Origin of the sequence: Metabacillus arenae (genome assembly GCF_014773385.1) — a bacterium.
GTDB lineage: Bacteria > Bacillota > Bacilli > Bacillales > Bacillaceae > Metabacillus_D > Metabacillus_D arenae.
The window spans coordinates 50,166-75,176 of sequence record NZ_JACXAI010000015.1; the positions used below are offsets into that span (position 1 = coordinate 50,166).

The window sequence follows — 25,011 nt, forward strand, 5'->3', positions numbered from 1 at the left end:
AGCGGGGGGAAATCCTCTAACGTTCCAGGGGCAGGCACTGGCAACAAAAATAGCTTGATCTCTCTGAATAAGAAACCAAGCTTCTCTTTATATTTTTATAAAAAATGGCTATTCGCTTGGATGAAGAACTGTGATTGTTCATAGTTATAAGAAACTTTTGAAAAGTCAAATGGCTGTCCATTGGTTAAATGAAAAATGGTTTCAACGTAAATTTTAGGTTCCCCTTTTTTTAAACCTAAATACTTCGCTTCTTCCTCTTTAAGCTTATCGGCACGAAGGTATAAATCCGAAAAACCGACCTTTAATCCTAATCCTTCCCTAATATAGTTAAATATTGATTCAGAAACAATTTCTTTATTCAAATAGGTAATGATGGATTTATTATAAAACGATTCTTCTAAGCATAACGTTTGCCCGTTAATATAGCGAACTCTTTTTACATAATAGACATCGTTATCAGGTTCAATATTTAAATTATGAGCCGCTTCCTGTGTTGGTTTTCTCACTTCTAATTCAATTACTTTTGTAGTGATATTAAAATCCTCAAGACTCTCTTTAAACCCTTGGTTAGAAAGCAAACTAATATAACCTTTTCTCTTATGCCTTCTAACAAAAATTCCGCTGCCTCTTACTTGAAATATGACCCCTTTTTTCTCTAACAGATCTAAAGATTTCGTAATCGTACTCTTACTCACTTCAAATTGAGTCATTAATTTTTCTAATACTGGCAGTTTATCTCCTTGTTGAAGCGTATGATCCTCAATAAACTTTTCAATTTCGATTGCAATTTGCTGGTACTTTAACATATACATTCCTCATTAGTTGATTTATGTCACTCAATATCAGAATTATAGCATAAACTTATCAAAAGCTCATTCAATAATATTATACATATATAAAAAATTTATTCGGTTATTGATAAATTATACCGATACAATTATAATGTAAGTGTTATCAAATAAATTAAGGGGGGATTTAAATTGTCGGGAAAAGTTAGAGATTATCCTAAGCTTGCGAAAGATATTTTAGAAGCTGTTGGCGGAGAAGAGAATGTAATTGGAGTTACACGTTGTGCAACCAGACTTAGATTAGTACTAAAGCGGTCTAAACCAGAAGCCAAAGAAAAAGTATCATCTATGCCAGGAGTCATTACAGTAGTAGAAAATAGCGGACAATTCCAAGTTGTTATCGGTCAACATGTAGGAGAAGTTTATGAAGAATTTTCAAGTTTAGTGAACGTTGAAACATCTGATGAAAAAAGTGACAACAAAGGAACGATAGTAAACCGTGTAATTGCTACGATGTCAGCGGTTTTTGCACCGTTTGTATATATTTTAGCTGCAGCTGGTATTTTGCAAGGGTTGTTAATAATAATTAATTTATTCTTTGCTGGCTTTGAAGAAACGGGAACCTACCAAGTTTTAAGTTTTATCTCATGGGCGCCATTTACTTTTTTACCTATTTTTATTGCAATAACAGCATCAAAACATTTTAAAACAAACACGTATATTGCAGTAGCATGCAGTGCTGCATTAGTCAGTCCAACATGGACAGAGATGGCAGCCCAAATTGCAGAAGGAAATACCATTACTTTCTTTGGTATGGCTTTATCTGAAACAGTGTATACATCTTCAGTGCTGCCGCCGTTATTTTTAGTGTGGATTTTGTCTTATCTTGAAAGATTTTTAAATAAGAAAATGAACGAAGTGATCAGACCGTTATTTGTTCCATTTATATGTATGGTCGTTATGGTACCTTTAACGATTTTATTAATTGGTCCTGTTTCTACTATGGGAGCAAATGGGATTGCTGGTGGTTATAACTTCTTAGCAGAAAACGCACCTGCTGTGGCTGGAGCGATTATTGGCGCATTCTGGCAAGTGCTCGTTATTTTTGGTGTGCATTGGGGAATCACACCTATGGTATTAGCGAATTTTGATTTATACGGCCGAGATTCATTCCAGGCGTATCAAACAATTGCAGTTATTGCACAGGTTGGCGCGGTACTTGGCGTTGTTCTGAAGGCTAAAAGTCAGGAAACACGAAAAGTCAGTGTTTCGGCTGGGGTAACTGGAATATTTGGGATTACAGAACCAGCCATTTACGGAGTGAATTTGAGATTTAAGAAGCCGTTTATATTTGGCTGTATTTCAGGTGCCATCGGTGCCATAGCAGCAAGTTTCTTTAATCCTTATTACTTTGCATATGCAGGATTACCAGGACCGCTAACCATTGTAAATGGTATAGACTCGGATTACCCAATGTCCATATGGGGAATTTTATTAGGTGGTGTGATTGCAGTTATTCTTCCTGTCATTTTAATTCAAATCTTTGGATATGGTGAAGATACAGCGAAAAAAGCAGGTAGTGAAAGCTTAGTAGAATCAAATGATCCTAATAGTAATGAAGAAACAGTAAATGCTCCATTTAGCGGTAAGGTAATTCCACTTTCAGAGGTTCCGGATGAAGTATTCAGCTCAGGTGCGATGGGACAAGGTATAGCGATAGAGCCATCAGATAATAAATTATATGCCCCGTTTGATGGAACGGTCGTTATGGTTGCGCCTACAAAGCATGCGATCGGCTTACGTTCAGTATCTGGTGTTGAATTACTTGTGCATATTGGTTTAGATACAGTTAAATTAGCTGGAAAACCTTTCACTTTATATGTAGAAGACGGCGTTAAAGTCACAAAAGGTGATGTACTAATCGAATTCGATAAAGAATCAATCGAAAATCAAGGATTAAAAACAATTACACCTATTATTATAACGAATTCACATGCTTATAAAGAAATTATCATCGAAGATAATAATGATAGTACATTAGATACGAAATTATTTACTGTAGTGAAATAAGGAGGAAATGAAAATGAAAAAATTGCCACAGGATTTTCTATGGGGCGGTGCTTTAGCTGCTCACCAATTCGAAGGTGGATGGAATCAAGGCGGTAAAGGGCCAAGTGTAGTGGATGTCATGACAGCAGGTGCACATGGCGTACCAAGAAAAATAACAGAAACATTCGAAGAAAATGAGTTTTATCCGAACCATGAAGCTATTGATTTCTATCATCATTATAAAGAGGATATCGCTTTATTTGCTGAAATGGGATTAAAATGCTTAAGGACATCGATCGGTTGGAGCAGAATTTTCCCAAAAGGTGATGAAGCTGAACCTAACGAAGAAGGATTACAATTCTATGATGATGTATTTGATGAATTACTGAAGCATGGAATTGAACCTGTCATTACATTATCTCACTTTGAAATGCCGTTACATCTAGCAAGAGAATATGGTGGATTTAGAAATAGAAAAGTAGTAGACTTTTTCGCAAAATTCGCTGAAGTTTGTTTCAATCGATATAAAGATAAAGTGAAATACTGGATGACATTTAACGAAATTAATAACAAAATGGATGTTAATAATCCCCTGTTCTTATGGACAAACTCGGGTGTTGTTGTAGAAGAAGGCGAAAACGCTAAGGAAGTCATGTATCAAGCGGGACATCATGAATTACTTGCAAGTGCATTAGCTGTAGCAAAAGGAAAAGAAATTAACCCAGAGTTCCAAATTGGGGCAATGGTTTCACATGTACCGATTTATCCTTATTCATCAAATCCAGAAGATGTCATGTTAGCTGAAGAGGAAATGAGACAACGATACTTTTTCCCTGATGTACATGTTCGCGGCTATTATCCTAGCTATGCTTTAAAAGAGTTTGAAAGAGAAGGTTATCATATCAAGTTCGAAGACGGCGATGAAGAAATCTTAAGAAATGGTACTGTTGATTATTTAGGTTTTAGTTATTACATGTCTACAACAGTAAAAAGCGATGTCGTAAATGATAATACAGGAGATGTCGTGAATGGTGGATTACCAAATGGTGTGGAAAATCCATACATTAAATCTAGTGACTGGGGTTGGGCGATTGATCCAACTGGATTGCGATATACATTAAATCGTTTTTATGATCGATACCAAATTCCATTATTTATCGTAGAAAATGGATTTGGTGCTGTGGATACGTTAGAAGAGGATGGCTCAATCCATGACCCGGAAAGAATCGATTATTTAAAATCACATATTGAAGCATTAGAAAAAGCAGTCACTTACGATGGGGTTGATTTAATTGGGTACACGCCATGGGGAATCATCGATATCGTGTCGTTTACAACAGGTGAAATGAAAAAACGTTATGGTATGATTTATGTTGATCGTGATAATGAAGGACACGGATCAATGAAGCGATATAAGAAAGATTCCTTTGGATGGTATAAAAATGTTATTCAAACAAATGGTGAAGAATTATAAAATAAAATCAAAGTAAACCACTTCATCCTACTAACTTAGTGGTGAACGATAACCCGAATAATGGACACTTATAAAGTGAATCTTCCATCAGTGGGGGTTTTCTTCATCCCCCATTGATGGTTAGATGAACCAATCGGACCTTTACGGGCAGTTAGGCCCCCTCCTCAATCTTCGTCCCACTGAAGATTGAGGAGGGGATTTTACTGCCCGTTAAGAGTGGGATAAAAAAGTGCCTTATTCGGGTTTTTGTGTTTCAAGCGGTCGAAGGCCAAATAACCTTAGTTGGAATAGTTACAAAATTCTCTTATTCCACATCAGCACCAGTGAATATGAGGGAAGTATGTCTAAAAGCAAATCTTCCTAACAAAACTGCCAAATTAATAGTTAAATTTGATCGTCTGTCAAATGGTCTTAAAAGCAGAAATTGCAAAAAAAGCTTATCATTAAGTATTTTTCGTACCTTTTGATAAGCTCTTCAACTTAAATTCTATTATTTCCTTGGTATTGGGATAAGATGACTCTTATATAATGCAGCAATCAGGTTTAAGAGAAAGCTAGGTATTTTCCTTGGAAAGTAGGGTTTCAAATAATATCGATAATAGGCATTTTTCAGGTCGTCCCATTGGCTGCATTGCTTTTTTTGCTTAAATCTCGCCACATCAATCAGCTTGATTTCACTTGCAGGTGTAAGAAAAATATTTCTTAAGTGGATGTCAGAAGGATTTAAGCCCTTTTGTCTAGCAAGCTCCAAGACAATATCTATTTCTTTAATTTTTTCGGAGTCAATTGGTACTCCCTTGTTTAAGCATTCAAAAAGAGTATGTCCCTCAATGAAATCCATAACAATGTAGTTACTGCCAGATTCATATATAGTTGGAAAATAGTCAGTATTCTCTAAGACTCTATATATTTCTGCCTCTTCTTGAGCAACATGCTCAAATTGAGGAGGGAATATCTTAATAACTTTGTCTGTATCTCGTATTCTGAAAGCACAAGCACTCCTGCCTGTCCCGATTAGTTTTAGATCAGGGTGGTGTTTGTAAAACTGAATGCTTCCTTTTCGGCTAGGTTTAAATTCTATACTCTCTGCATAAACCGAATATTTATTCAATAACCTTTTCCTCCTCCCCCGATCCCATCCTAAGCAAGCTATTGCAAGCAATTTCAGGATTTTTTACCTTTCCTTTTGTTCAGCTCTTTTTTTAGCAAAGGGATCCCTTTCTCCTTCAAAAGTTTAGGCCCCTCTTTCTTTATATATGCAGTTACTATTTTTTTAATAGACATAAAAATCATTCCTTTCAGAAAGTGGTTGAATATGACAAAAAAAAGACCTCGCCCAATAAATGGTAAAGGTCTCGCAAACAACACATGTTGCCAGCAAAGCCGAGGATAAACCTGTATTGACGGCATTACTGTCTTAGCTACTCCCCTTTAAAAAAGGATAATATGTTTAATTGTCTTATAATTATTATATTTAATAATGTAACATAGGTCAAATCATCTAAAATATACAGATGAAAAAGTCGGATTCCTTTATATTGCAAGGATTAATTCAAAACCGAATCAATAATTTCTTCAAAACGATCACTTACCAAACTGCGGTTAGTAATGATATCGGTGTTTAATAACGTCATGTGACCCCGATGTTCATCTAAATCAAGCTTTTCAAGAATAGAGCCAAATGCTCCTTTACTCTTTTTATCTATTTCAAAATAAATGTCTGTTTCTTGTTCACCTTGGATAACATATACTTCAAGCTCATCAAGTTTATGTTGATATTTTCCATAGGATGGTTTGAATTCAAACTGTTGTACATATGGGAGGTGATTTTTGATACCTCGAGGAGTCGCTTGATTTTCCATTTGATAAAATCTAAATCCAACAATTTTTATTGCGTCCAATATGTTTTTATATACCTCTGAAGGTTCAACTGAAATGTGGTCTAAATCTTTTGGGTCAACTGCATTTTTTATATCTAATCCAGTTTCTATCCAAACCGGAGGAACGTTTTTGCCGGTTCTAGAGTCTTGCATTGTCATCGGTGTATGCAGTGGGAGCTTAAAACGGAAATGAATCTCTTTCACCTCTCGTTTCCCAATCGTTAAAGGATCATTCAATTTATGCTGATAAATTGGAACATGTGTTAGTCTGTCATTATCTTCATGACCATAGAGCGTCATTAAACGAAGATTAATAGAGTCAATATTCTGCTCCATATCTCCACCTTTTATTTCCACGACTCCTTCCAGAAAATCACCTTGCATAAATACAGAACTCTTCAACTTTGTATCAACCTTTGCTGCACCAATTCCGATACTCGCAACTACTTTTTTAAATAAGGACACAAGAATCACCTTCATATTCATATTTTAAGCTTATGTCGTATACTACGGATTAGGTTAGAATTGGTTTCAATTTGTAAAAAACTATTTCATTACTATTTTATTTTTGTTAGACAATTGAGATCATTAATGGAATGGTGTCATGCATGGTGTAAGCGAATTTAGAAAATATCTGTATGACTAATCTGTATAAAAGTTCATTTTATTTTAGTTAATCAAAAAAAATTGATATAATGCCAAGGTAATTAAATTTATCAAACTTTTTTCTGATAGATGAAAACAAATATATAAAGAAGGGGGACAAAAGGAAATGTCCGATGTTCAACTTGGTAAAAAACAGCTAAATAATGTTCAATGGTCGGTTCTTGATTTAGCTCCGATTGTAGAGGGTGGTACGGCTGCTGAATCTTTCCGAAATACTTTGGAGCTTGCTCAATGTGCTGAAAAATGGGGCTATAATCGATACTGGCTGGCAGAACATCACAATATGACCGGTATCGCAAGTTCTGCAACCTCTGTTGTAATTGGCTATGTAGCTTCAGGTACAAGTAAAATCCGTGTTGGTGCTGGTGGAATTATGCTTCCTAATCATGCGCCGTTAGTTATCGCAGAGCAGTTTGGGACCTTGGAATCTATGTATCCCGGTCGAATTGATCTTGGCCTTGGACGTGCACCAGGGACCGATCAGCTTACCGCTCGGGCCCTGCGCCGCGAGAATAGAAGCAGTGGTGAAGACTTTCCAGAGCAATTAAGTGAATTGCAATCATACTTTAGTCCTTCAGGGAAAAAACATGTTCGTGCTGTTCCCGGAGAAGGATTGGATATTCCAATCTGGTTGCTGGGGTCAAGCGGTTTCAGTGCCCAGCTTGCCGGTCAACTAGGGCTTCCGTTTGCTTTTGCCAGTCATTTTTCCCCGAATAATACGCTTCCTGCTTTGCAAATATATCGGAGTAATTTCCAACCTTCAGAATTCCTGAAGGAGCCATATGCTATGGTTGGAGCGAATGTAATTACCGCTGATACTGATGAAGAAGCTAAGTGGTTAGCTACTTCAATGCAGCAGCAATTTTTGCATTTAGTGCGGGGAAATCCAGGACAGCTTAAGCCGCCTGTTGAAAATATGGATGATTTATGGAATGATTTCGAAAAGGCATCGATCGACCAGCAGCTTGGAGGATCAATGATTGGAAGTCCTGAGGTCATAAAAGGTAAGCTAGAGGATTTTCTAAGAGCTACCCAGGCAGATGAGGTGATGGTTAATGCTCAAATTTTTGACCACAAAGCCCGTTTGCGGTCATTTGAAATTTTGTCAGAAATTGTGAAAAAATAAATATAGCATGTACCAGGTATCAATGGTACCTGGTACCGCTATATTTATAATAGAGATAAAAGAGCACCTCCAATAGCTCCTGTTAAAACAATGATCCAAGGCGACAGCTTCCAGTAGACTAGCAGGCTGAACAAAACGGCTGCAAATGCAAAGTCAATTGGTTCTAAAATGGTGCTGGTCCAAATTGGATGATAGAAAGCTGCGATTAAAATCCCGACCACTGCTGCATTTACCCCCATTAAAGCCCCTTTTATCTTTGGATTGTGACGTAAAATTTCCCAAAAGGGCAAAGTACCTAAAACAAGAAGAAATGCTGGAAGAAAGATGGCTGCAGTTGCTAATAATCCGCCTTGCCAGCCATTCATAATTGCTCCTAGATAAGCTGCAAAAGTAAACAACGGTCCTGGTACAGCTTGAGCAGCACCGTAACCAGCTAAAAATGCTTCTTCACTTAACCAGCCGGCTGGAACAAATTCACGTTCTAGTAATGGTAATACAACATGACCACCGCCAAAAACTAATGAACCTGACCGGTAAAAGCTATCAAATAAGGCAATCCAATGTAATGAAGTAGCCTCTCTTAAAATGGGCAGAAGAACGAGTAACCCAAAAAATAGGGATAAACAGGCTATTCCAAATTTGCGGGAAACAGGGAAAAATAACTTAGATTTATCATTTTCCTTGTGGTGTTTATAGATAAGAAAGCCTGCTAACCCGGATAATAAAATCACACCGACTTGTGTAAATGCTGTCTGCCATAATAAAGTGCCAACCAATGCAAATAAAGCAATAGATTTTCGCTGCAAATCAGGTGTTAATTTTTGAGCCATACCTACAATAGCATGTGCTACTACAGCTACGGCAACTATTTTTAAACCGTGAATCCATCCAGCATCTTCAATATCGAGCCCTTGCATAATTAAAGCAAAAATAATTAGAGCTATAACAGAAGGCAGCGTAAATCCAATAAATGCTAATATCCCGCCAAGTACCCCTGCACGCATAACGCCAATACCAATCCCAACCTGGGAGCTTGCTGGACCAGGTAAAAATTGGCACAACGCTACTAAATCAGCATAGCTTTTTTCATCTAGCCATTTTTTTCTGCGGACATATTCCTCATGGAAATATCCTAAATGAGCAATTGGTCCCCCAAATGATGTAAGGCCAAGCCTGGTAGATATGAGCAGTATTTCGATGAATGATTTGAAATCCCTCTTTGTTTTATTTGTCATGCCGTAAATCCTCACTTAGTCTATTATTTCTTTAAAAAGCTCATAAGCTTTTTGGCGTGCCTCAACCAAAACAGTAGTACCTTCCTCTGTTATGGAATAATATTTTCTAATTTTACCTTCCACGTTCCGGTCCTCTCTTGTTAAAAGCCCATCCTTTTCCATTGTGTGTAAAATCGGATACAGTGTTCCTGGACTTATGTTATAACCATGTTCCCTTAGCTCTTCAAGCATCCAAGAACCAAAAATGGGGTGTTCTTTTGCGTGGTGGAGGACATGAATATGGATAAATCCTAGAAATAATTTCCGTAATACTTTGTCTTCCAAAAAGCTAAGCACCTCCCAAATCTAATTTCGAAATCGGTATTCGATATTGAATTCCATAACAAAACAGTACCATGATAGACCCGCTATTTCAACATCGTATAGTTAATTTACAACCCATTTACAAATGGCACAATAACCAGGATGTTATGTTTAAAGTTTGTATGAACCAGACCTCACCATTATTATGAAACTGTAAGGTGGAGAGGCTTGTTTAGAATTTTACAAATATCATACTTAATATATTCGATACTTTTGACAAGAAGCGTTAGAGGGAGAAGAGTGAGTAGTAATATTGTCTCAATTTCATTTTTGTTAAAATCATAGTTGACATATCGGATTAATGTAGATTAAAATACAAACAATTAATAAAATTCATTTTCTTTCCATTTCATTCATTTTGGAAAGAAAATAAATGGACGTCACTTTTAGTCCTATTTTATATGAAATATAAAAGTGTGTAGTTTACAAAAAAATCATCGTGCTAATCGGAAAACCGAAGGCTCCAGAACTTACTTCATGTAAGCATTGGGGCTTTTATTTTTCCAATCAGAAAGGAAGGGAACAAATGAGTGATATTGTTACGATTGCCGGCAGCCCATCTTTAGAGTCAAGGTCCTCCATTCTTTTGAGCTACCTTGGTAAGCTAGTGGAAAATGAAGGATTAAGCGTAAAAAATATTTCTGTTCTTGATGTCGACCCTGCTGTATTAATCAATGCTCAGGTACATCATCCTTCTGTCGTGGAAATTACCGAAAACATCCAAAAGGCAAAAGGAGTTATTATTTCTTCACCAGTTTATAAAGCAGCCTATTCTGGGGTTTTAAAAGCATTATTAGATCTGCTTCCCCAAGATATATTTAAAGGAAAGCCAGTCTATCCGCTGATGGTCGGAGGAAGTAAATCCCATTTACTTGCAATCGATTTTTCTTTAAAGCCTTTATTAGCTACCTTACATGCCCAAACCATTTTAAGAGGGGTTTACCTTACAGATGCACAAATTGAAAAATCAAATCTATTAAAGCCGATTATTGACAGCGAATTAGAAGAAAGAGTAAACCAGCAATTGCATCAATTAGTTAAGATTTCAAAAAAACTGGAGGGGAACTAAATGGCCAATCTAAGCGAAGCAAAAACTCAGCATATTCTTTCTGCTTTAAAACAGATTGAATATGGTTCATTACTAATCACGGTACATGATGGAGAAATTACGCAAATCGACCGCACCGAAAAAAATCGCTTTTTAAAAACGAAAGTAAGTCAATCTAAACGTAAAGCAAATGGAATTGGCTGAATTGATAAGGGAATTGGTCGAAAAGCCTATAATACGTTGAAGTTTGTTCGACCGGTCATCCGGAGACACGAGTTCTATTCAATAGACGGTGTCTCTTTTTTTATTGGGCTATTCTCGCAAATCTTGAGCAGAGTTTATCACAACAAGCTCATAACAATTAGAAGGCAGTAGCAATTGACGAATCACTAATTGAATTTGTAAATAGAGCTTTTCGAAGCAACCATAAGATTGGCGTGAGTAATTGAATTTTAAAAAAACCAAACAAAAGGGGAGAAAGGCATGAATCAAAGCATTGATAATGTTGAATTTGGTTGGTTTATCCCAACTACTGGTGATGGGAAATACATTGGAATAAAGCCGGAAAGGGAATCAACCTCGGAATATATGGTTGAAGTTGCTAAAACAGCGGAAGAGGCTGGTTTTACTTTTGCTTTAATCCCAACTGGAGGAAATTGCCTTGATGCCTGGGTGGTAGGATCTGCGATAGCTACTCATACAAAAATCCTGAAGTCTTTGGTTGCAATGAGACCCGGCCTGATAGCTCCTGTATTAGCAGCAAGGATGGCTGCTTCATTGGATGTCATTTCAGGAGGAAGGGCATTAATTAATGTCGTGACTGGGGGTTCGCCAAGGGATTTAACAGCAACGGGTGATCCGCTGGCAAACGATCACGATAGACGTTATGATCGTACACTTGAATTTCTGCAAATTGTAAAAAAATGTATGGATTCACCAACCCAATCAACATCAAAGTGAATTTCTTGCAGGCAGGAAGACTGTGGAAGCTGAAGCTTCTCTTTATTTTAAAGGAGAATTCTATGAAATAGAGGGAGGAGCAAGCTATCCTCCGCCCATTCAAAAACCACATCCCCCGGTATATTTTGGCGGCAGCTCACTGGCAGGAAAGCGAACGGCAGCAGAAACGGCTGATGTTTACTTAATGTGGGCAGAACCACTGGAATGGATAAAACAGCAAATAGATGAAGTAGAACAAATCCGGTCTGAAGTAAAAGCAGATAAAGGAATTGATCGCCGCCTTCGATACGGTCTTCGTGCACAGGTTCTTGTGCGAGAAACTGAGGAGGAAGCATGGAGAGAAGCCTGGGAGATTATCAGCAAAGTAGATAAACAGGCGATTGAGCTTTCAAATCAACAATTTTCCCAAACGGATGCGACGAATCAACGAAGGCAAAATTCTCTTAGAGAACATTCAAAGAATGAAGATTATGTGATAGGACCGAATTTGTGGGCAGGTCTTTCTATTGTGAGGGGAGGGGGCTCTGTTTTACTTGTTGGAACGCCAGCGCAAATTTCTGATCGATTGATTGAATATATAGATTTAGGAATCTCTTCTTTTATTCTATCCGGATATCCCAACCTGGAAGAAGCAAAGATCACAGGCAATCTCCTCTTACCCTTAGTAAAAAAGAAGCTTGATGAAAGGAAAATAAGTTCTAAAATTCCAATTAAATCTCAACTCATTTGAAAGAAAGGAGAATGATTATGCCGCTTTTAAAGATCCATCAGCTTGACAAAAGATTTCAAACAGACAAAGGGGTAACTCACGCATTAAAAGATATTCATTTATCAATAGAAAAAGGAGAGTTCATTACCATTATAGGTCCAAGCGGGTGCGGAAAGAGTACGCTATTAAAAATTATTGCGGGGTTAGATGCTGACTATAATGGTCAAGTCGGTCTAGACAAGAAACAAGTTACAGGGCCAAGTGTTGATAAGGGGTTTATCTTTCAAGAGCCCAGATTATTTCCTTGGCTTTCCGTAGAAAAAAACATTGCTGCAAACTATTCACTTAAAGATAAAAACATAAAAGAAAAAGTAAATGAACTCATCAAGCTTGTTCGGCTTGAAGGTTTTGAAACGTCTTATCCGAAAGAGTTATCTGGAGGGATGGCGCAGAGAGTGGCCATTGCCCGTGCACTCCTGCGAAATCCAAAAGTACTTCTGTTAGATGAACCTTTTGGCGCACTGGATGCTTTTACTCGGTCACATATGCAAGAAGTATTGCTTGATATATGGCAAGAAAATCGAACAACAATGATTTTTGTTACTCATGATGTTGACGAAGCGGTCTATCTGGCAAACCGTGTGATTATTATGAATGCAAGGCCCGGGTCCATTCGAAAGATCGTGAAAATTGATTCTCCATATCCTAGAAAAAAATCAACAAAATCATTTCAAGAATATCGCCATTTGGTTTTAAATGAGTTTGAAAAAGTCGAAGAGCTTGAGCTAATTAATAGTGCAGGAATTTAATGGAGGTGACGAAGGATGAGTCAAAAAGCAGAATGGCTGTCTACGAGAACAGACGAAAAAGAGACGATCATTAGAAAAACGATTCAGAATCAGCAAAAAAATAAGAAAGGGATCGTACTCATTAGAGGTTTTATTTTCCCAATCTTTGTTCTGGTTGTTTGGGAATTAGCAGGATTTATGGGAGCAGTATCCGAGAACATGCTGCCCCGTCCCAGCGAAATCATGACCACATTTATAGATTTAGCTGCATCAGGGAATCTATTATATCACTTTCAGGTAAGTTTATTTCGAGCTTTGGGAGGTTTCTTAATAGGAGGAAGCCTTGGTCTCTTTGCTGGTTTGGCAGTAGGTTTTTCTAAGAAAGCAGAGCATACCTTTGATCCGACCATGCAGATGCTAAGAACGGTTCCTACCCTGGCGGTCATTCCTTTGTTTATTCTTTGGTTTGGTTTTGGAGAAGTTTCAAAGCTGCTCTTGATTGCGAAGGGAGCTTTCTTTCCTTTATATGTGAATGCATTTCTCGGTATACGCAGTGTAGATAGCAAAATGTTTGAAGTATCAAGAGTTCTGGAATTTAGCAAGTGGAAGCAAATTACAAATCTTGTATTACCATCTGCCCTTCCTAATATTCTATTAGGTTTGCGTCTAGCCCTTGGGACTGCCTGGCTGGCACTGGTAGCTGCAGAGCTCATGGGTTCAAGTGAGGGGATTGGTTATTTAATCATGGATGCCAGACAGTTTTCACAAACCTCTATTGTATTTGTAGGAATTATTATTTTTGCAGTGTTTGGCAAAGCATCTGACTCATTTGTCCGGCATTTTGAGAGAAAGCTCCTCAAATGGCGGGATAGTTTTCAAGGGTAGAATCATAATGAACGAGGTGAAAAATATGGAGAAGTCTAATCGAAAAATGCATTTGAATTTATTTTTGATGAGCTTGGGACATCATGAAGCAGCATGGCGTCATCCTTTATCAGAGGTGAAAAAAACACTCGATTTTGACTATTATAAAGAAATTGCATTAAAAGCAGAGCAAGCAAAGTTTGATTCTCTATTTCTTGCAGACAGATATTCTATTTCAAGGCAAGCTGTTAAATATGGAGATTGGGGAGGTTTAGAACCTCTTACATTATTGTCTGCTTTAGCTGTAGTGACCCATAGGATAGGTCTTATTGCCACAGTGTCGACAACATTTAACGAGCCTTATAATATTGCTCGCCGCTTTGCGTCACTTGATCATTTGAGCGGAGGCAGAGCAGGGTGGAATGTCATTACATCAGGTACTGAGCAAGAAGCACAAAATTTTAACCTCGATTCTATACCGGAGCATGGAGAACGGTATAAACGGGCAAAGGAATTTGTAGATGTTACGACTAAACTATGGAACAGCTGGGAAGAGGATGCCCTAATTATGGATAAAATTACAGGAGTCTACGCAAACAACAATAAAATTCATGAAATTGAGCATGATGGAAAAAATTTCAAAGTGCGCGGACCTCTAAATATTTCTAGATCTCCCCAAGGTCAGCCTGTAATAGTGCAAGCAGGCTCGTCTGGCGATGGGATAGAATTTGCAGCACAATACGCAGAAGCCGTTTTCACAGCTCAACAATCTTTGAAAGATGCTCAAGTTTTCTATTCTCGATTGAAATCAAGTGCTGTTAAGTACGGACGATCTAAAGAGAACCTTATCGTATTGCCTGGAATATGCCCAATTGTAGGAGAAACAGAGACGGAAGCGAAAGAAAAAGAGGCAGAGCTTCATTCATTAACCAATTCAGAGTATGGGATGATTCAACTATCAAATCGAATAGGAATCGATTTATCATCTTATCCATTGGACGGACCTTTACCTACCCTGACTAATACAAGGCAAATAAAGGGACACCAAAGCAGAACTCAATTAATAAAGGAGTTAGCTGAAAAGGAAAGCTTGACAATTAGACAGCTGCTCCTTCGGCTTGCGGGAGGAAGAGGCCATTATACGATAGCTGGAAGTCCGAAGCAAATCGCAGATGAGCTGGAAGAATGGTTTACAAATGGGGCTGCTGATGGCTTTAATATTATGCCACAGTTAATGAGCGGGGGACTTGATGATTTTATCAACTTAGTAGTCCCTGAACTGCAGAGCCGAGGTTTGTTTAGAACAGAATACGGGAGTCAAACCCTTCGGGGAAATTTAGGTTTGAAGGATGTCGGGCAAAAAATGAAAGCTATTTAATTTATAGAAAGGAGTTGACTTCCATGTTCAAGATATGGGCTAGATGGAGCTTTATCATTCTTATAGCAGCAGTTTCTATTATTTTAACTGCGTGCGGTTCTTTTAATAAACAAAGTGAAAAAGCCTCTGGCGAATCTAAGAGAAACGTAGTCGTAAATATTGGAGTGCAAGGGAGCACAGGCGTCTTACCATATGCTAGAGAGAAAAAGTACTTTGAAAAAGCCTTTGAGAAGGTCGGGGCTGAGGTGAAATGGCATGAATTTACGAGTGGTCCTCCCCACTTTGAAGCACTAGCTGCAGAAAGACTCGATTTAGGGGCCACTGGGGGAACACCTCTTATTGCCGGTCAATCGGGCGGTGTCGACTTTAAAGCAATTGCCGTTACCACTGATGGGAAAAAGGGGAATTCGATAGTTATTGCAAAAGACAGTGAAATTAAGGACCTTAAAGATTTAAAAGGGAAAAAAATAGCAGTTGCTAAAGGAAGCAGTGCCTATAATTTTTTATATATGGCAATTGATCGAGCTGGATTAAAAGAAAAGGATATTAAGATTGTGCAATTACAACCAGATGAAGCAAGACCAGCACTGGATAATGGATCTATTGATGCTTGGTCAACATGGGAGCCGTACGCAACGACGGTAGTTCATCAAACTGCTGCAAAGATCCTAGTTAGTGGAGAGGATTTAAATATTAATGCTCCAAGCTTTTTGGTAGCAAGGTCAAAATTTGCTGCTGAGCATCCAGAGCTCACAGTCCTATTTTTAAAAACATACGAAGAAGTCAGACAGCATTTTAGTAACAATCTTGATGAAGTATCAAAAGAAATAGCTGATAAAGAAAAGGTAGATGTTGAAATAATCAAGGAAGTATTAAAGAAAACAGACCTTATTTTTTCTCCGGCAACTAAAGAATTTCAGAAGGCCCATCAAGAACAGGCAGACTTTTTATATTCAGCAGGAGGAATCAATAAAGAATTAGATACAACGGAAGTGATTGAAAATAAGTATATTGAACAAGTATTAAAAGAATTGGAAGCTAAATGATAGATAAGGTGTGTTTTATTTAAGAAGTTCTTATTTCAAATCCGAGTTTATCGATGGAAATAGAATGCATTCAGCTATTAGGGAGGGGCCTTCCCCTCTCCGTTTCAAATAAAGCGATTTTTTGGACGGAGACTGTCAAACAAAGTTCATATTTTAAGGAAGTGTTAGATATGAAACTTTTTAAAATGATTGAGAGGCGAAAAAAATCAATTATTGAGTTTTTAATAAATAATGGTGTATACAATTCAGGTGATTACAGGCAGCTCTTTGAAATACCTCTTAAGGATCTAGAAAAAGAATATAGGCAAATTCAACAATCGATGAACGATTAAAAAGTTTTGGGTCTTCAGGCAAACCTCCTTCACTTATTTTCTAGTCACATATACCAGTAAATGAAAAACTGCATAGGATAATTAGGAAGGAGGTAGCTGTATGTCTAACTTTTATCCTGTTCAGCCGGGTTGGAACGATCAGCAGTTCCAAAACAGTAGGAAAAATCAAGAACAAGAAAATCGGCAAAATTACAATCAGAACTCTGCTTATTATAGAAATAGTCAACCACAGAGCAGTTCTTCAAACGGTAGGCCAATAGCGATGTCAGGTAACGGCAGAGCCCAAGGATATGCGGGCTTTAATGGACCGGAAACCGTTCATTATTTGCAGGGATGCAGCAATATTCAACAGGGAATACCCATTAATTTTGGAGGAACAGCTCACACTCACAATCAGAATAATGCTTTCCATGAACAATACGGAGGGCAAGGTCAAATTCCTCTGGGCTATACTCAAGAACTTGATGGTATTCTTAAAAACTATGGAATTTCTGCTATTCCAACAGATGGCATCCAAAATCAACCATTTATAATGCCGCCAGGGAACGATGTACAATACACGATACAGACGCTAACTCACCTAATTATGTTAATTATTCATCAAAACAACCAGTTATTGCGTTTAATTCTCCAAGAACAAAGTAAATTCGTATCGACTGGCGGCGGAGGAGGGGGCGGATCAACAATAGTTCGTATGTAGACTTTCTATAATAATTCCCAGTTTTGAAAAAACTGGGGATTTTCTTTTACACTACAAAGAAACCGCTGGCAAGATACAAAACGATTGCGATTACTCCGCCGATAGCGGTTATTTTTAATTTATAGCGTGCATAGTCGACAAGCGGCATTTCAAGAATAGAAGCTGTGGTTATCGTTGTATCCCCAAGCGGTGAGGTCATTGCACCAAATGATCCGCTTGCAAAAACAGCTCCAACAGTCAAGGGAATTGATGCTCCAGTAGCAGTAGCTAAGGTCATTCCGAGTGGCATAAACAATCCCCAAGTCCCCCATGAAGATCCAATAAAATAACCAACCATGGAACCAATTAAAAAAATAATCGCCGGGATCGTAAAAGCAGGTAAAAATCCCCCTAATGTGGAACCGATAAAATCTGAAAAACCAAGATCCTCTGCTGTTAGCGACAGTGACCATACAAGAATAAGAAGGATAATTGCCTGCATCAATTGATTTCCTCCATCAAAAAAGTGATACAGAATTTCATCTAGAGGCTGTTTACGAAAAAGGTAGAAGATAAATGTTAAAAAGAGTGAAATAAAAATAGCCAGCAGCATGACAAATGTTGCGTCAGCCTGCGAAAATGCTTCAATAATCGTTTTGGCTCCTTTAGCCGTTCCATCTTGCCACAAAAGGAATAATGACAAGCCGAGGAGCAAAAAGAGGGGAATGATCAAATTCCATGGCTGGGCTTTAACCATAGCTAATTCTCTTTTTATCCCGATGCGGTGAAATTGGTGATCTTCCTGTTCCACTTTTCCTTGTTCTCCTTTTTTATTGTCCTCCTTTGTTTTTTTAGAAAAAGGCCAAAATGTTTTCAGGAGGCCGATAACGAGCATAATTATCGCAAAAAAGTTAAATGGAATACTAAGTAAGAAAACCTGATAAGGTGACATATCTAAATGATGCTTCTGTATACCACCTTCAACAAGAGATACCATGAAGCCAACAAAAGCCGTAGCTACAGGTAAAAGCACAATGACAGATGCTGTTGAAACATCCATCGTAAAACCGACTTTTTGTTTCGATAAATTCATTTTTTCCATAAGAGATTTGATGACAGGACCAATCATCATGATGCGAAACATCGGCATCATAAAGGTGAAGGGCAGTGTTAGCCAGATAAGTGCAAGCAACCCGCGCTGAGACTTGATCTTCGTGCCGATCCATTCGGAAAACCCTTTAATTCCTCCCGATATTTTCATCATGCCGACAAGACCGCCAAATAAATAAAGAAACCCGATAATCTTAATATTAGTGTCGTTGGACAACGTCTTAACAATATAGTTTATAGTTTGCTGAGACCCGCCTAATAGGTCGGATTTAACAATCAATGACCCGACAAGAATACCAAGCACCAACCCAGGTAAGATCTCCTTTAGCCAGATAGACATTGCAATGACGATAAGAAATGGCAATAGTGATAGCCAAGCATTTTCCAATGTCTCTTCCCCCCTTCATCAACCACTATCATTATTTTGTTTAATTTTCCCAGCAGCTCCTTAAATATTCATTAAAAGAATGAAGGCATAAAAAGGTTCACCTTTATCATCCGCAGCTTTTTACGCAAGTAATCTTAGTCGTGTATGATGGATTTGTGAAAAAGAAATTGGTTGATCATCAAAATAAAACATGACACAATCGATAACATAGATGAAAATGAATAAAAATTTGAGAGGATGACCATCATGACAACGATCTGTTTGGTTCGGCACGGAGAAACTGATTGGAATAAACTGGGGAAATTACAAGGAACCACCGATATTCCGCTGAATGAGACGGGGATCAAGCAAGCCGAGGATTGCCGAGATTATTTCAGCGTGTCAGATTTTGATTTCCTTATTACAAGCCCATTAAAAAGAGCAAAACAAACGGCAATCATTATCAATGATAATCTGAATCTTGAACTCATTGAAATGTCAGATTTTAAAGAGCGTTCTTTCGGAGACGCTGAAGGACTAACGGTTGAAAAAAGAACAAAAATCTATCCAGATGGAAAGTTCCCAAATCAAGAAGAAATAGAAGATTTTAAAGAACGTGTAGTAAACGGCATAGAAAAAATAAACCATCTCTATCCAACGAAAAAAATACTTTTAGTTGCCCACGGGGCAGTAATCAATATGGTGTTAGCCACTCTTTCGAATGGAGAAATTGATTCAAGTAAAACAAAATTATTAAATGCTTGTATTAACAACATTTATTTTCAAGATCAGAAGTGGAGCATCCGCGATTACAACCAAGTAGGCCATCTTTCTCAGTTTAAAGATCAAGAGCTTACGAACAGCTAGAAGAATGATATAAGCAAGATTGCTAGTTAATAGCTGATATTAGAATAGACCGCAAAGCGGTCTGTTTTTTTGAATAATAAATAGTTGCTTCGTATTCCTTTTTCCCACTCTAAACGACAGTACAATTCCCGTCTTATAAATAGAAAAATATGGATATGTGTCAAGTGTTATAGAAAGATGTTAGCTTAACAGAAACTTCTGCTAGAATAAGTGTATAAAGTTGGATGTTAATTACTATTATGTGAAAAGATTCCTCAAGATATTTTGCTGAAGTACACACATATACAATTGAAACTGTAAAAAACAAATTAGGAGAAATAAAATGAATAAGAAAATATTATCAGTCGTTAATGAAGCTCAAGAGTCTAGACGATTTTCAGGCACTACACTTATCAAACAAGCTGGAAAAGCACCAGTCATATCTAGTCGAGGCTATGCTAATCGTGCAGAACAATTACCGAATAAGCCTGGAACTCGTTATGGGATCGCTTCTGGATGTAAACTTTTCACTGCGATTGCCATTTGTCAGCTGGTTGAAGAAGGAAAAATTGCATTCGATACAAAGTTATCCGAATGTATAGAATATGAACTTCCTAATTTTTCAGAGAATATAACAATCCATCATTTGCTCACCCATACTTCTGGTGTGCCGGATTACTTCGATGAAGAAGTAATGGATGATTTTGAAGATTTATGGAGAAATACCCCAATGTACACAATCCGTCATGTAAAAGATTTTTTACCTTTCTTTGAAAATGATCAAATGAAATTCACTCCTGGAAAACAATTTCACTATAATAATACTGGTTATATTTTATTAGGATTAATAGTTGAAAAAGTAAGTGGATTACAATTTATTGATTATATAGAAGAGAATATCTTTAAAAAAGCAAATATGGTTAACTCGGGATACTTTGCATTTGATTCCTTACCACCTAAAACGGCTCAGGGTTATATTGACTTTGTAGATGGAACTTGGAAAACGAATATCTATTCTCTTCCAGTAAGAGGAGGGTCTGATGGCGGTGCATACATAACAGTGGAAGACATGGTTTTGTTATGGGAAGCTTTACTCAAACATAAGCTTTTAAGTGAACCCTATACTAAAAAACTACTTACACCACATGTTAATCATAAGGATAAAAAATTCTACGGGTATGGCGTATGGATAAATCAAACAGAGGGGACGATTTCTAAATATCATATCATGGGGTATGATCCCGGAGTCAGCTTCCATTCTGCATATTATCCTTCATCACAGACGATTTTGGTTGTGTGCTCGAATGCTTCAAAGGGTGCATTTAATATAATGGAAGAAGTAGAAAAGTATTTAAATGGCAGGTCGTAATATAAAATTTTTAATAGCGGCACGGAAACGGAACAATTCAAAATAGACCTGCTATCGATTATTCAATGGTTGTAAGTGGATAATTACTGCACCACGTGATCGGTTCATATTATCTATCCTGTTTCAAGATGTCGATGTTTATGGAGAATTGTAGAAATAGTTCATTATCGGGATGAAGATGCAAAAAATTCTGAAACGGTGCAAATATTCGAATACGGGTGCAAATAATCCTTAAAAGAGGCAAATATCCGGATGAAGGCGCAAAAAATCTAAATATCCAGATGATCAACCCTATCAATTATGAGAATAGAATTCTTTAATGTAATAACCCTCCCATTTTGCCAATAAAATGTAAGAATAAGCAAAAGCTAAGCGGTGATCAAAATGGAGATATGGGCCGAGTTATTTAATTTATGTATTCAATTGCTCATCGTTTTTATTGGAGGCTTTCTTGGTGCGAAATCGGCTAAATCAATTGAGATATTTAAAAAAGAACGAGAAATATCAGAAAAAATGCTGCATGAGGTGTATGAGCCTGTTTGGAGAATTCTATTTGAGGACTATGTGAAGAATCAAGGATATAATGGGCTAGAACTGACTCAATATAAACAAATACGTTCAGTCCTTTATGCCAATGTCTCTTTTATAGAGCCGGAACTTGAGGATGTTTTATTTCGAAATGACTTGATCATGGAGCATAAAGAATTATGGAATTTAGTTGATGTAAGGATCGACCAAGACAAGGAACTTTTTCTGTTTGTACGGAAGAAATACAATGAACTTAGAAAAGAATTGGTTTTGCCCCACTTTCATAAACAAAAAGGAAAAAAGGTATGACCTATGGGTTATACTTTTTTCTTTTGTCTGGGCCTATATATATTCGTTCTGCTTCTTTTGATAAAAAATTTCTGGTAAATACTATGAACAGTTTAGGGACATCCTTTGCGCATGAAAAATACAATCATCTACTACTGACCCTCTTACTATCAAAGTGTAAATGAAATCTATGAAGTCATACGTCAAAAATAAATATCCTACTATTAAAAAAACGCTTGTACTAGGTTACTAGCCATTTCAAATTCCATATATCTCTTATGAAAAGTAGTAGTGGAAGGAGAAGGGAAAATGAGATTTGCATTAGATGCTGGACATGCTGGGTTTGGCGTTACTCCTGGAAAAAGAGTACCGGATGGTTCGATGTATGAATGGGATTTTAACAGTGCAGTGATAGAAAAGCTGTCAGTAAAATTACTAACGTGTAAAGGGGTCTCTATACTAAGGATTGATGATCCGAAAGGCAGGATAGATGTCCCATTACTGGAAAGAACTGATAAAGCAAATGATTGGAAGGCAGATGTTTATTATTCCCAGCATGCAAACGCTTTTGGTTCAGGGGGATTTAATGAGGCTAGAGGGATTGAGACATTTGTTTATACGTCAAGATCCCCCAAGGCTGTTTCCTTAGCTGAAGCGATTCAGCGAAACATTATTGAAGCAACCGGTCTTTCAAACCGTGGAGTAAAAACAGCAAACTTTGCTGTGTTACGCCATTCGAGAATGACGGCAATATTACAAGAAGGCGGATTTATGACCAATAGAGAGGAAGCGAAGCTATTAAAAGTGAATTCTTACCGGGAAACTATTGCCCAGGCTGTTTTTAATGCGTTTGTGAGCCATTTTAAACTAGAATCTACAGCTGAAATTCCAATAATAGCAGACAAGCCAAAAGAAGAAACAGGTTCAATTATTATAGAGGACTTCATTCAATTTGGGGACAAGGGAAATGAAGTTAAGGCCATTCAAAATCAACTGTTGAAGTCAGGTTTTGGATTACCCAAGTTTGGAGCAGATGGAAAATTTGGGAGTGAGACGCTGAGTGCAGTAAAAGCATTTCAGAAAACATTTAGATTGACAGTAGACGGAATTGTTGGCCCTGAGACGAAAGTAAAACTCAACGAAGCTTCTAAAAAAGATCAATCTAAAGCAATTGTTCCATACCCAGGACAATTGATCAGACTCGGGTTTAGAGGAAAAAATGTAGAAAGAATTCAAAGAGCGGTTGGGGTTACACCAGATGGGATATTTGGTCCGAAAACCGAAGCTGCGATCAAAGACTATCAAAAAAGACAAGGTCTTGAAGTTGATGGAATAGTCGGCCCGATCACTTGGAATCGGATGTTTTAAGCAAGAAATTTCTCAAAAGCTGCCCTAAAATTAATTTCTCAGCTTTTCTGGTAGATGGATCGTTTTCACTAGAATTTGCCACAGGATCAAGCTGTACACATTCTTTAAGGTGAAATGCAGGTTTTGTGGCATGTTCTTTCAATTATTTTTTACATTAACTTTAAACTCGAGCTTCTCCAGCATTTCGATAATGTGTAATTTATCCCTCAGAAATATTTTTTCTTCCCTGGCATCCTTGTTTTCCAAGCGATTCTAATTTTAATTTGCTATCCAGACTCTTCCTGTCTTTATAACAATACTTAAAAATATCTATCTATTCGTTTTTACTCAATTTTGGGAAATAGAACACTTTTTCTCTGCATTTTTATACTCTGTTCTTCAATATTCCTGTTAATATAATAGAAGAATGCTTTTCATTATTCCTTGGGTTATTGGTATCAGCCCATGGTTTACACTCAATATTCACTAATAAAATGAAAGAGCCTATCTAGGAAGCTCTTCTTATATGTAACCGGAATGCTGGAGCTAATCAATGATATACATACGCTAATTAACCTAAACATTCTTGCCTGAGTGCAGGGAAAAGGACTTTTATCTTGAATATATAACCAGTAATTACATAAAAGGGGGATGAACATTGTTGGGACATACATCTAAGAATCTCATTGACTTTTTAGAGGAGAATGTATCTGTATTTGTACAATCATGGCTTGAACGGGTGATCATCTCTGATACAGATTTCCATAAAGATGAGGTGAAGAAAAACGGAATCGCCATGTATGAGCTTGTAAAGCAAACAATTAGAAATCCTTTAAGTTCCAGGGAAATTGGGGAGCTGGCTAATTTAGTTGCTATACAGAGAGTGGAAGCCGATGTGAACATAAGTGATTTTGTTTACAATGTGAATTTAGGAAGAAGTGAAATAATCAAACATATGTATCGATCAAATATATCATTTGAGAAGCTGCAGCCTTACCTGGAAGAGGTTAACGACTTATTTGATCAATTTTCTTATGTGGCTGTTAAGAAATATACGGAGATAAAAGAAAAAGAACTGAATGATAAGAATATATTTATCGATCAGACACATAAAGAAAGATTAACAATTTTAGGACAAATGGCATCGACGTTTGTCCATGAATTTCGAAATCCTCTTACTGCAGCAATTGGTTTTATTAAGCTTATCCAGCAGGAACAGCCAAATTTAAAATATTTAGATATTGTCAGTCATGAGTTAAAGGAATTGAACTATCGGATCTCACAATTTCTTCACGTATCAAAGAAGGAAGTTTTAGAAAACAAGCGGGAAGAATTCTCTTTATACAACCTGTTCGATGATATGTTTGGATTTATCTATCCAAGTTTACTTGATGGAGATGTAGAAATACATTCTACAATTAACCATGATATTATTTTATATGCCAACAAGGGTGAACTCAGACAAGTCTTTTTAAATATTATTTTAAATTTTATTGATGCCCTTAAGAATGTTGATGGAGAAAGAAAAATTACAATTGATTATATTTTAAGTGATAATGAGGTCAAATTGATCTTATCTAATAACGGACCGATTATACCTGAAAAAAATATAGCGACTATTTTTGAGCCCTTTTATACAACAAAGGAATTAGGAACTGGTATTGGCTTGTACATATGCAAAAAAATAATTGAAAATCATAATGGGCACATTTCCTGTGAGTCCTCTCATGACAAAACCTCGTTTATTATTACCCTTCCATTAAATTAAGAT

22 protein-coding genes and 1 pseudogene are annotated in these 25,011 nt (G+C 37.2%); 17 read left to right on the plus strand and 6 right to left on the minus strand.

Going from position 1 to position 25,011, the window contains the following annotated elements; genetic code table 11:
* Positions 1–95: 95 nt before the first annotated feature.
* The gene (locus IC621_RS12530) at positions 96–806 is read right to left on the minus strand and encodes a GntR family transcriptional regulator (protein WP_191158656.1); all 711 of its coding nucleotides are present in this window, start codon (positions 804–806) and stop codon (positions 96–98) included.
* A gap of 174 nt (positions 807–980) precedes the next feature.
* Between IC621_RS12530 and IC621_RS12535 the strand changes: the two genes are divergently transcribed.
* Together IC621_RS12535 and bglA are read left to right on the plus strand one after the other, a co-directional pair.
* Positions 981–2,858 (plus strand): beta-glucoside-specific PTS transporter subunit IIABC, encoded by a 1,878-nt coding sequence (locus tag IC621_RS12535; RefSeq protein ID WP_191158657.1) that lies wholly within the window; start codon positions 981–983, stop codon positions 2,856–2,858.
* 13 nt (positions 2,859–2,871) lie between these two features.
* Positions 2,872–4,311 (plus strand): 6-phospho-beta-glucosidase BglA, encoded by a 1,440-nt coding sequence (bglA, locus tag IC621_RS12540; protein ID WP_191158658.1) that lies wholly within the window; start codon positions 2,872–2,874, stop codon positions 4,309–4,311.
* A gap of 490 nt (positions 4,312–4,801) precedes the next feature.
* Here bglA and IC621_RS12545 read toward each other — a convergent pair whose 3' ends face one another.
* Together IC621_RS12545 and IC621_RS12550 are read right to left on the minus strand one after the other, a co-directional pair.
* The gene (locus tag IC621_RS12545; RefSeq protein ID WP_224752498.1) at positions 4,802–5,422 is read right to left on the minus strand and encodes a protein kinase family protein; all 621 of its coding nucleotides are present in this window, start codon (positions 5,420–5,422) and stop codon (positions 4,802–4,804) included.
* 436 nt (positions 5,423–5,858) lie between these two features.
* Complete coding sequence (locus tag IC621_RS12550) at positions 5,859–6,656, minus strand: sporulation protein (RefSeq protein ID WP_191158659.1); 798 nt, start codon at positions 6,654–6,656, stop codon at positions 5,859–5,861.
* 307 nt (positions 6,657–6,963) lie between these two features.
* Between IC621_RS12550 and IC621_RS12555 the strand changes: the two genes are divergently transcribed.
* Positions 6,964–7,983, plus strand: a complete 1,020-nt coding sequence (locus IC621_RS12555) for an LLM class flavin-dependent oxidoreductase (RefSeq protein WP_191158660.1) — start codon at positions 6,964–6,966, stop codon at positions 7,981–7,983.
* 44 nt (positions 7,984–8,027) lie between these two features.
* Here the strand turns inward: IC621_RS12555 and IC621_RS12560 are convergent, their stop codons facing one another.
* Together IC621_RS12560 and IC621_RS12565 are read right to left on the minus strand one after the other, a co-directional pair.
* Positions 8,028–9,218, minus strand: a complete 1,191-nt coding sequence (locus IC621_RS12560; protein WP_191158661.1) for a chromate transporter — start codon at positions 9,216–9,218, stop codon at positions 8,028–8,030.
* Positions 9,219–9,233: 15 nt separating this feature from the next.
* Positions 9,234–9,542: a PadR family transcriptional regulator gene (locus IC621_RS12565; protein ID WP_191158662.1), complete on the minus strand. Its 309-nt coding sequence runs from the start codon at positions 9,540–9,542 to the stop codon at positions 9,234–9,236.
* A 565-nt stretch (positions 9,543–10,107) separates the two neighbouring features.
* Between IC621_RS12565 and ssuE the strand changes: the two genes are divergently transcribed.
* The 9 genes and pseudogenes from ssuE to IC621_RS12610 all read left to right on the plus strand — a co-directional run bounded on the left by ssuE (position 10,108) and on the right by IC621_RS12610 (position 17,406).
* Positions 10,108–10,650 carry an NADPH-dependent FMN reductase gene (gene ssuE, locus IC621_RS12570; protein WP_191158663.1) on the plus strand — a complete coding sequence of 181 codons (543 nt, stop codon included), beginning with the start codon at positions 10,108–10,110 and terminating at the stop codon, positions 10,648–10,650.
* Positions 10,651–10,833, plus strand: coding sequence for a YezD family protein (locus tag IC621_RS12575; protein WP_191158664.1), 183 nt, complete (start codon positions 10,651–10,653; stop codon positions 10,831–10,833). It abuts the gene before it with no gap.
* A gap of 279 nt (positions 10,834–11,112) precedes the next feature.
* A pseudogene (locus tag IC621_RS27340) lies at positions 11,113–12,319 on the plus strand (LLM class flavin-dependent oxidoreductase).
* Between the two features lie 11 nt (positions 12,320–12,330).
* Entirely contained in the window at positions 12,331–13,107 is a 777-nt protein-coding gene (locus tag IC621_RS12585) for an ABC transporter ATP-binding protein (protein WP_191158665.1), read from the plus strand.
* A 15-nt stretch (positions 13,108–13,122) separates the two neighbouring features.
* Positions 13,123–13,971, plus strand: a complete 849-nt coding sequence (locus IC621_RS12590) for an ABC transporter permease (protein ID WP_191158666.1) — start codon at positions 13,123–13,125, stop codon at positions 13,969–13,971.
* A 25-nt stretch (positions 13,972–13,996) separates the two neighbouring features.
* The gene (locus IC621_RS12595; protein WP_191158733.1) at positions 13,997–15,328 is read left to right on the plus strand and encodes an LLM class flavin-dependent oxidoreductase; all 1,332 of its coding nucleotides are present in this window, start codon (positions 13,997–13,999) and stop codon (positions 15,326–15,328) included.
* 23 nt (positions 15,329–15,351) lie between these two features.
* Entirely contained in the window at positions 15,352–16,374 is a 1,023-nt protein-coding gene (locus IC621_RS12600) for an aliphatic sulfonate ABC transporter substrate-binding protein (RefSeq protein WP_191158667.1), read from the plus strand.
* A gap of 170 nt (positions 16,375–16,544) precedes the next feature.
* Positions 16,545–16,706, plus strand: coding sequence for a Fur-regulated basic protein FbpA (locus IC621_RS12605; RefSeq protein WP_191158668.1), 162 nt, complete (start codon positions 16,545–16,547; stop codon positions 16,704–16,706).
* 100 nt (positions 16,707–16,806) lie between these two features.
* Positions 16,807–17,406, plus strand: coding sequence for a hypothetical protein (locus tag IC621_RS12610; protein WP_191158669.1), 600 nt, complete (start codon positions 16,807–16,809; stop codon positions 17,404–17,406).
* Between the two features lie 46 nt (positions 17,407–17,452).
* Here IC621_RS12610 and IC621_RS12615 read toward each other — a convergent pair whose 3' ends face one another.
* Positions 17,453–18,883 (minus strand): Na+/H+ antiporter NhaC family protein, encoded by a 1,431-nt coding sequence (locus IC621_RS12615; RefSeq protein WP_191158670.1) that lies wholly within the window; start codon positions 18,881–18,883, stop codon positions 17,453–17,455.
* A 246-nt stretch (positions 18,884–19,129) separates the two neighbouring features.
* Between IC621_RS12615 and IC621_RS12620 the strand changes: the two genes are divergently transcribed.
* The 5 genes from IC621_RS12620 (at position 19,130) to IC621_RS12640 (ending at position 25,008) form a co-directional block, all read left to right on the plus strand.
* Positions 19,130–19,729 carry a histidine phosphatase family protein gene (locus IC621_RS12620; protein ID WP_191158671.1) on the plus strand — a complete coding sequence of 200 codons (600 nt, stop codon included), beginning with the start codon at positions 19,130–19,132 and terminating at the stop codon, positions 19,727–19,729.
* A 322-nt stretch (positions 19,730–20,051) separates the two neighbouring features.
* Positions 20,052–21,077, plus strand: coding sequence for a serine hydrolase domain-containing protein (locus IC621_RS12625; RefSeq protein ID WP_191158672.1), 1,026 nt, complete (start codon positions 20,052–20,054; stop codon positions 21,075–21,077).
* Between the two features lie 384 nt (positions 21,078–21,461).
* A complete protein-coding gene (locus IC621_RS12630) occupies positions 21,462–21,914 on the plus strand; it encodes a hypothetical protein (protein ID WP_191158673.1) in 453 nt (150 codons plus the stop codon).
* Positions 21,915–22,202: 288 nt separating this feature from the next.
* Positions 22,203–23,261: an N-acetylmuramoyl-L-alanine amidase gene (locus IC621_RS12635; protein WP_191158674.1), complete on the plus strand. Its 1,059-nt coding sequence runs from the start codon at positions 22,203–22,205 to the stop codon at positions 23,259–23,261.
* A 637-nt stretch (positions 23,262–23,898) separates the two neighbouring features.
* Positions 23,899–25,008 carry a histidine kinase N-terminal domain-containing protein gene (locus IC621_RS12640; protein WP_224752500.1) on the plus strand — a complete coding sequence of 370 codons (1,110 nt, stop codon included), beginning with the start codon at positions 23,899–23,901 and terminating at the stop codon, positions 25,006–25,008.
* The last annotated feature ends 3 nt before the right edge of the window (positions 25,009–25,011 follow it).

Coding starts and splice junctions, on each gene's coding strand:
- IC621_RS12555 (WP_191158660.1), top strand. CDS start 6,964: ATGTCCGATGTTCAACTTGGTAAAAAACAGCTAAATAATGTTCAATGG.
- IC621_RS12600 (WP_191158667.1), top strand. CDS start 15,352: ATGTTCAAGATATGGGCTAGATGGAGCTTTATCATTCTTATAGCAGCA.
- IC621_RS12590 (WP_191158666.1), top strand. CDS start 13,123: ATGAGTCAAAAAGCAGAATGGCTGTCTACGAGAACAGACGAAAAAGAG.
- IC621_RS12630 (WP_191158673.1), top strand. CDS start 21,462: ATGGAGATATGGGCCGAGTTATTTAATTTATGTATTCAATTGCTCATC.
- IC621_RS12605 (WP_191158668.1), top strand. CDS start 16,545: ATGAAACTTTTTAAAATGATTGAGAGGCGAAAAAAATCAATTATTGAG.
- ssuE (WP_191158663.1), top strand. CDS start 10,108: ATGAGTGATATTGTTACGATTGCCGGCAGCCCATCTTTAGAGTCAAGG.
- IC621_RS12560 (WP_191158661.1), bottom strand. CDS start 9,218: ATGACAAATAAAACAAAGAGGGATTTCAAATCATTCATCGAAATACTG.
- bglA (WP_191158658.1), top strand. CDS start 2,872: ATGAAAAAATTGCCACAGGATTTTCTATGGGGCGGTGCTTTAGCTGCT.
- IC621_RS12595 (WP_191158733.1), top strand. CDS start 13,997: ATGGAGAAGTCTAATCGAAAAATGCATTTGAATTTATTTTTGATGAGC.
- IC621_RS12635 (WP_191158674.1), top strand. CDS start 22,203: ATGAGATTTGCATTAGATGCTGGACATGCTGGGTTTGGCGTTACTCCT.
- IC621_RS12575 (WP_191158664.1), top strand. CDS start 10,651: ATGGCCAATCTAAGCGAAGCAAAAACTCAGCATATTCTTTCTGCTTTA.
- IC621_RS12625 (WP_191158672.1), top strand. CDS start 20,052: ATGAATAAGAAAATATTATCAGTCGTTAATGAAGCTCAAGAGTCTAGA.
- IC621_RS12530 (WP_191158656.1), bottom strand. CDS start 806: ATGTTAAAGTACCAGCAAATTGCAATCGAAATTGAAAAGTTTATTGAG.
- IC621_RS12585 (WP_191158665.1), top strand. CDS start 12,331: ATGATTATGCCGCTTTTAAAGATCCATCAGCTTGACAAAAGATTTCAA.
- IC621_RS12610 (WP_191158669.1), top strand. CDS start 16,807: ATGTCTAACTTTTATCCTGTTCAGCCGGGTTGGAACGATCAGCAGTTC.
- IC621_RS12620 (WP_191158671.1), top strand. CDS start 19,130: ATGACAACGATCTGTTTGGTTCGGCACGGAGAAACTGATTGGAATAAA.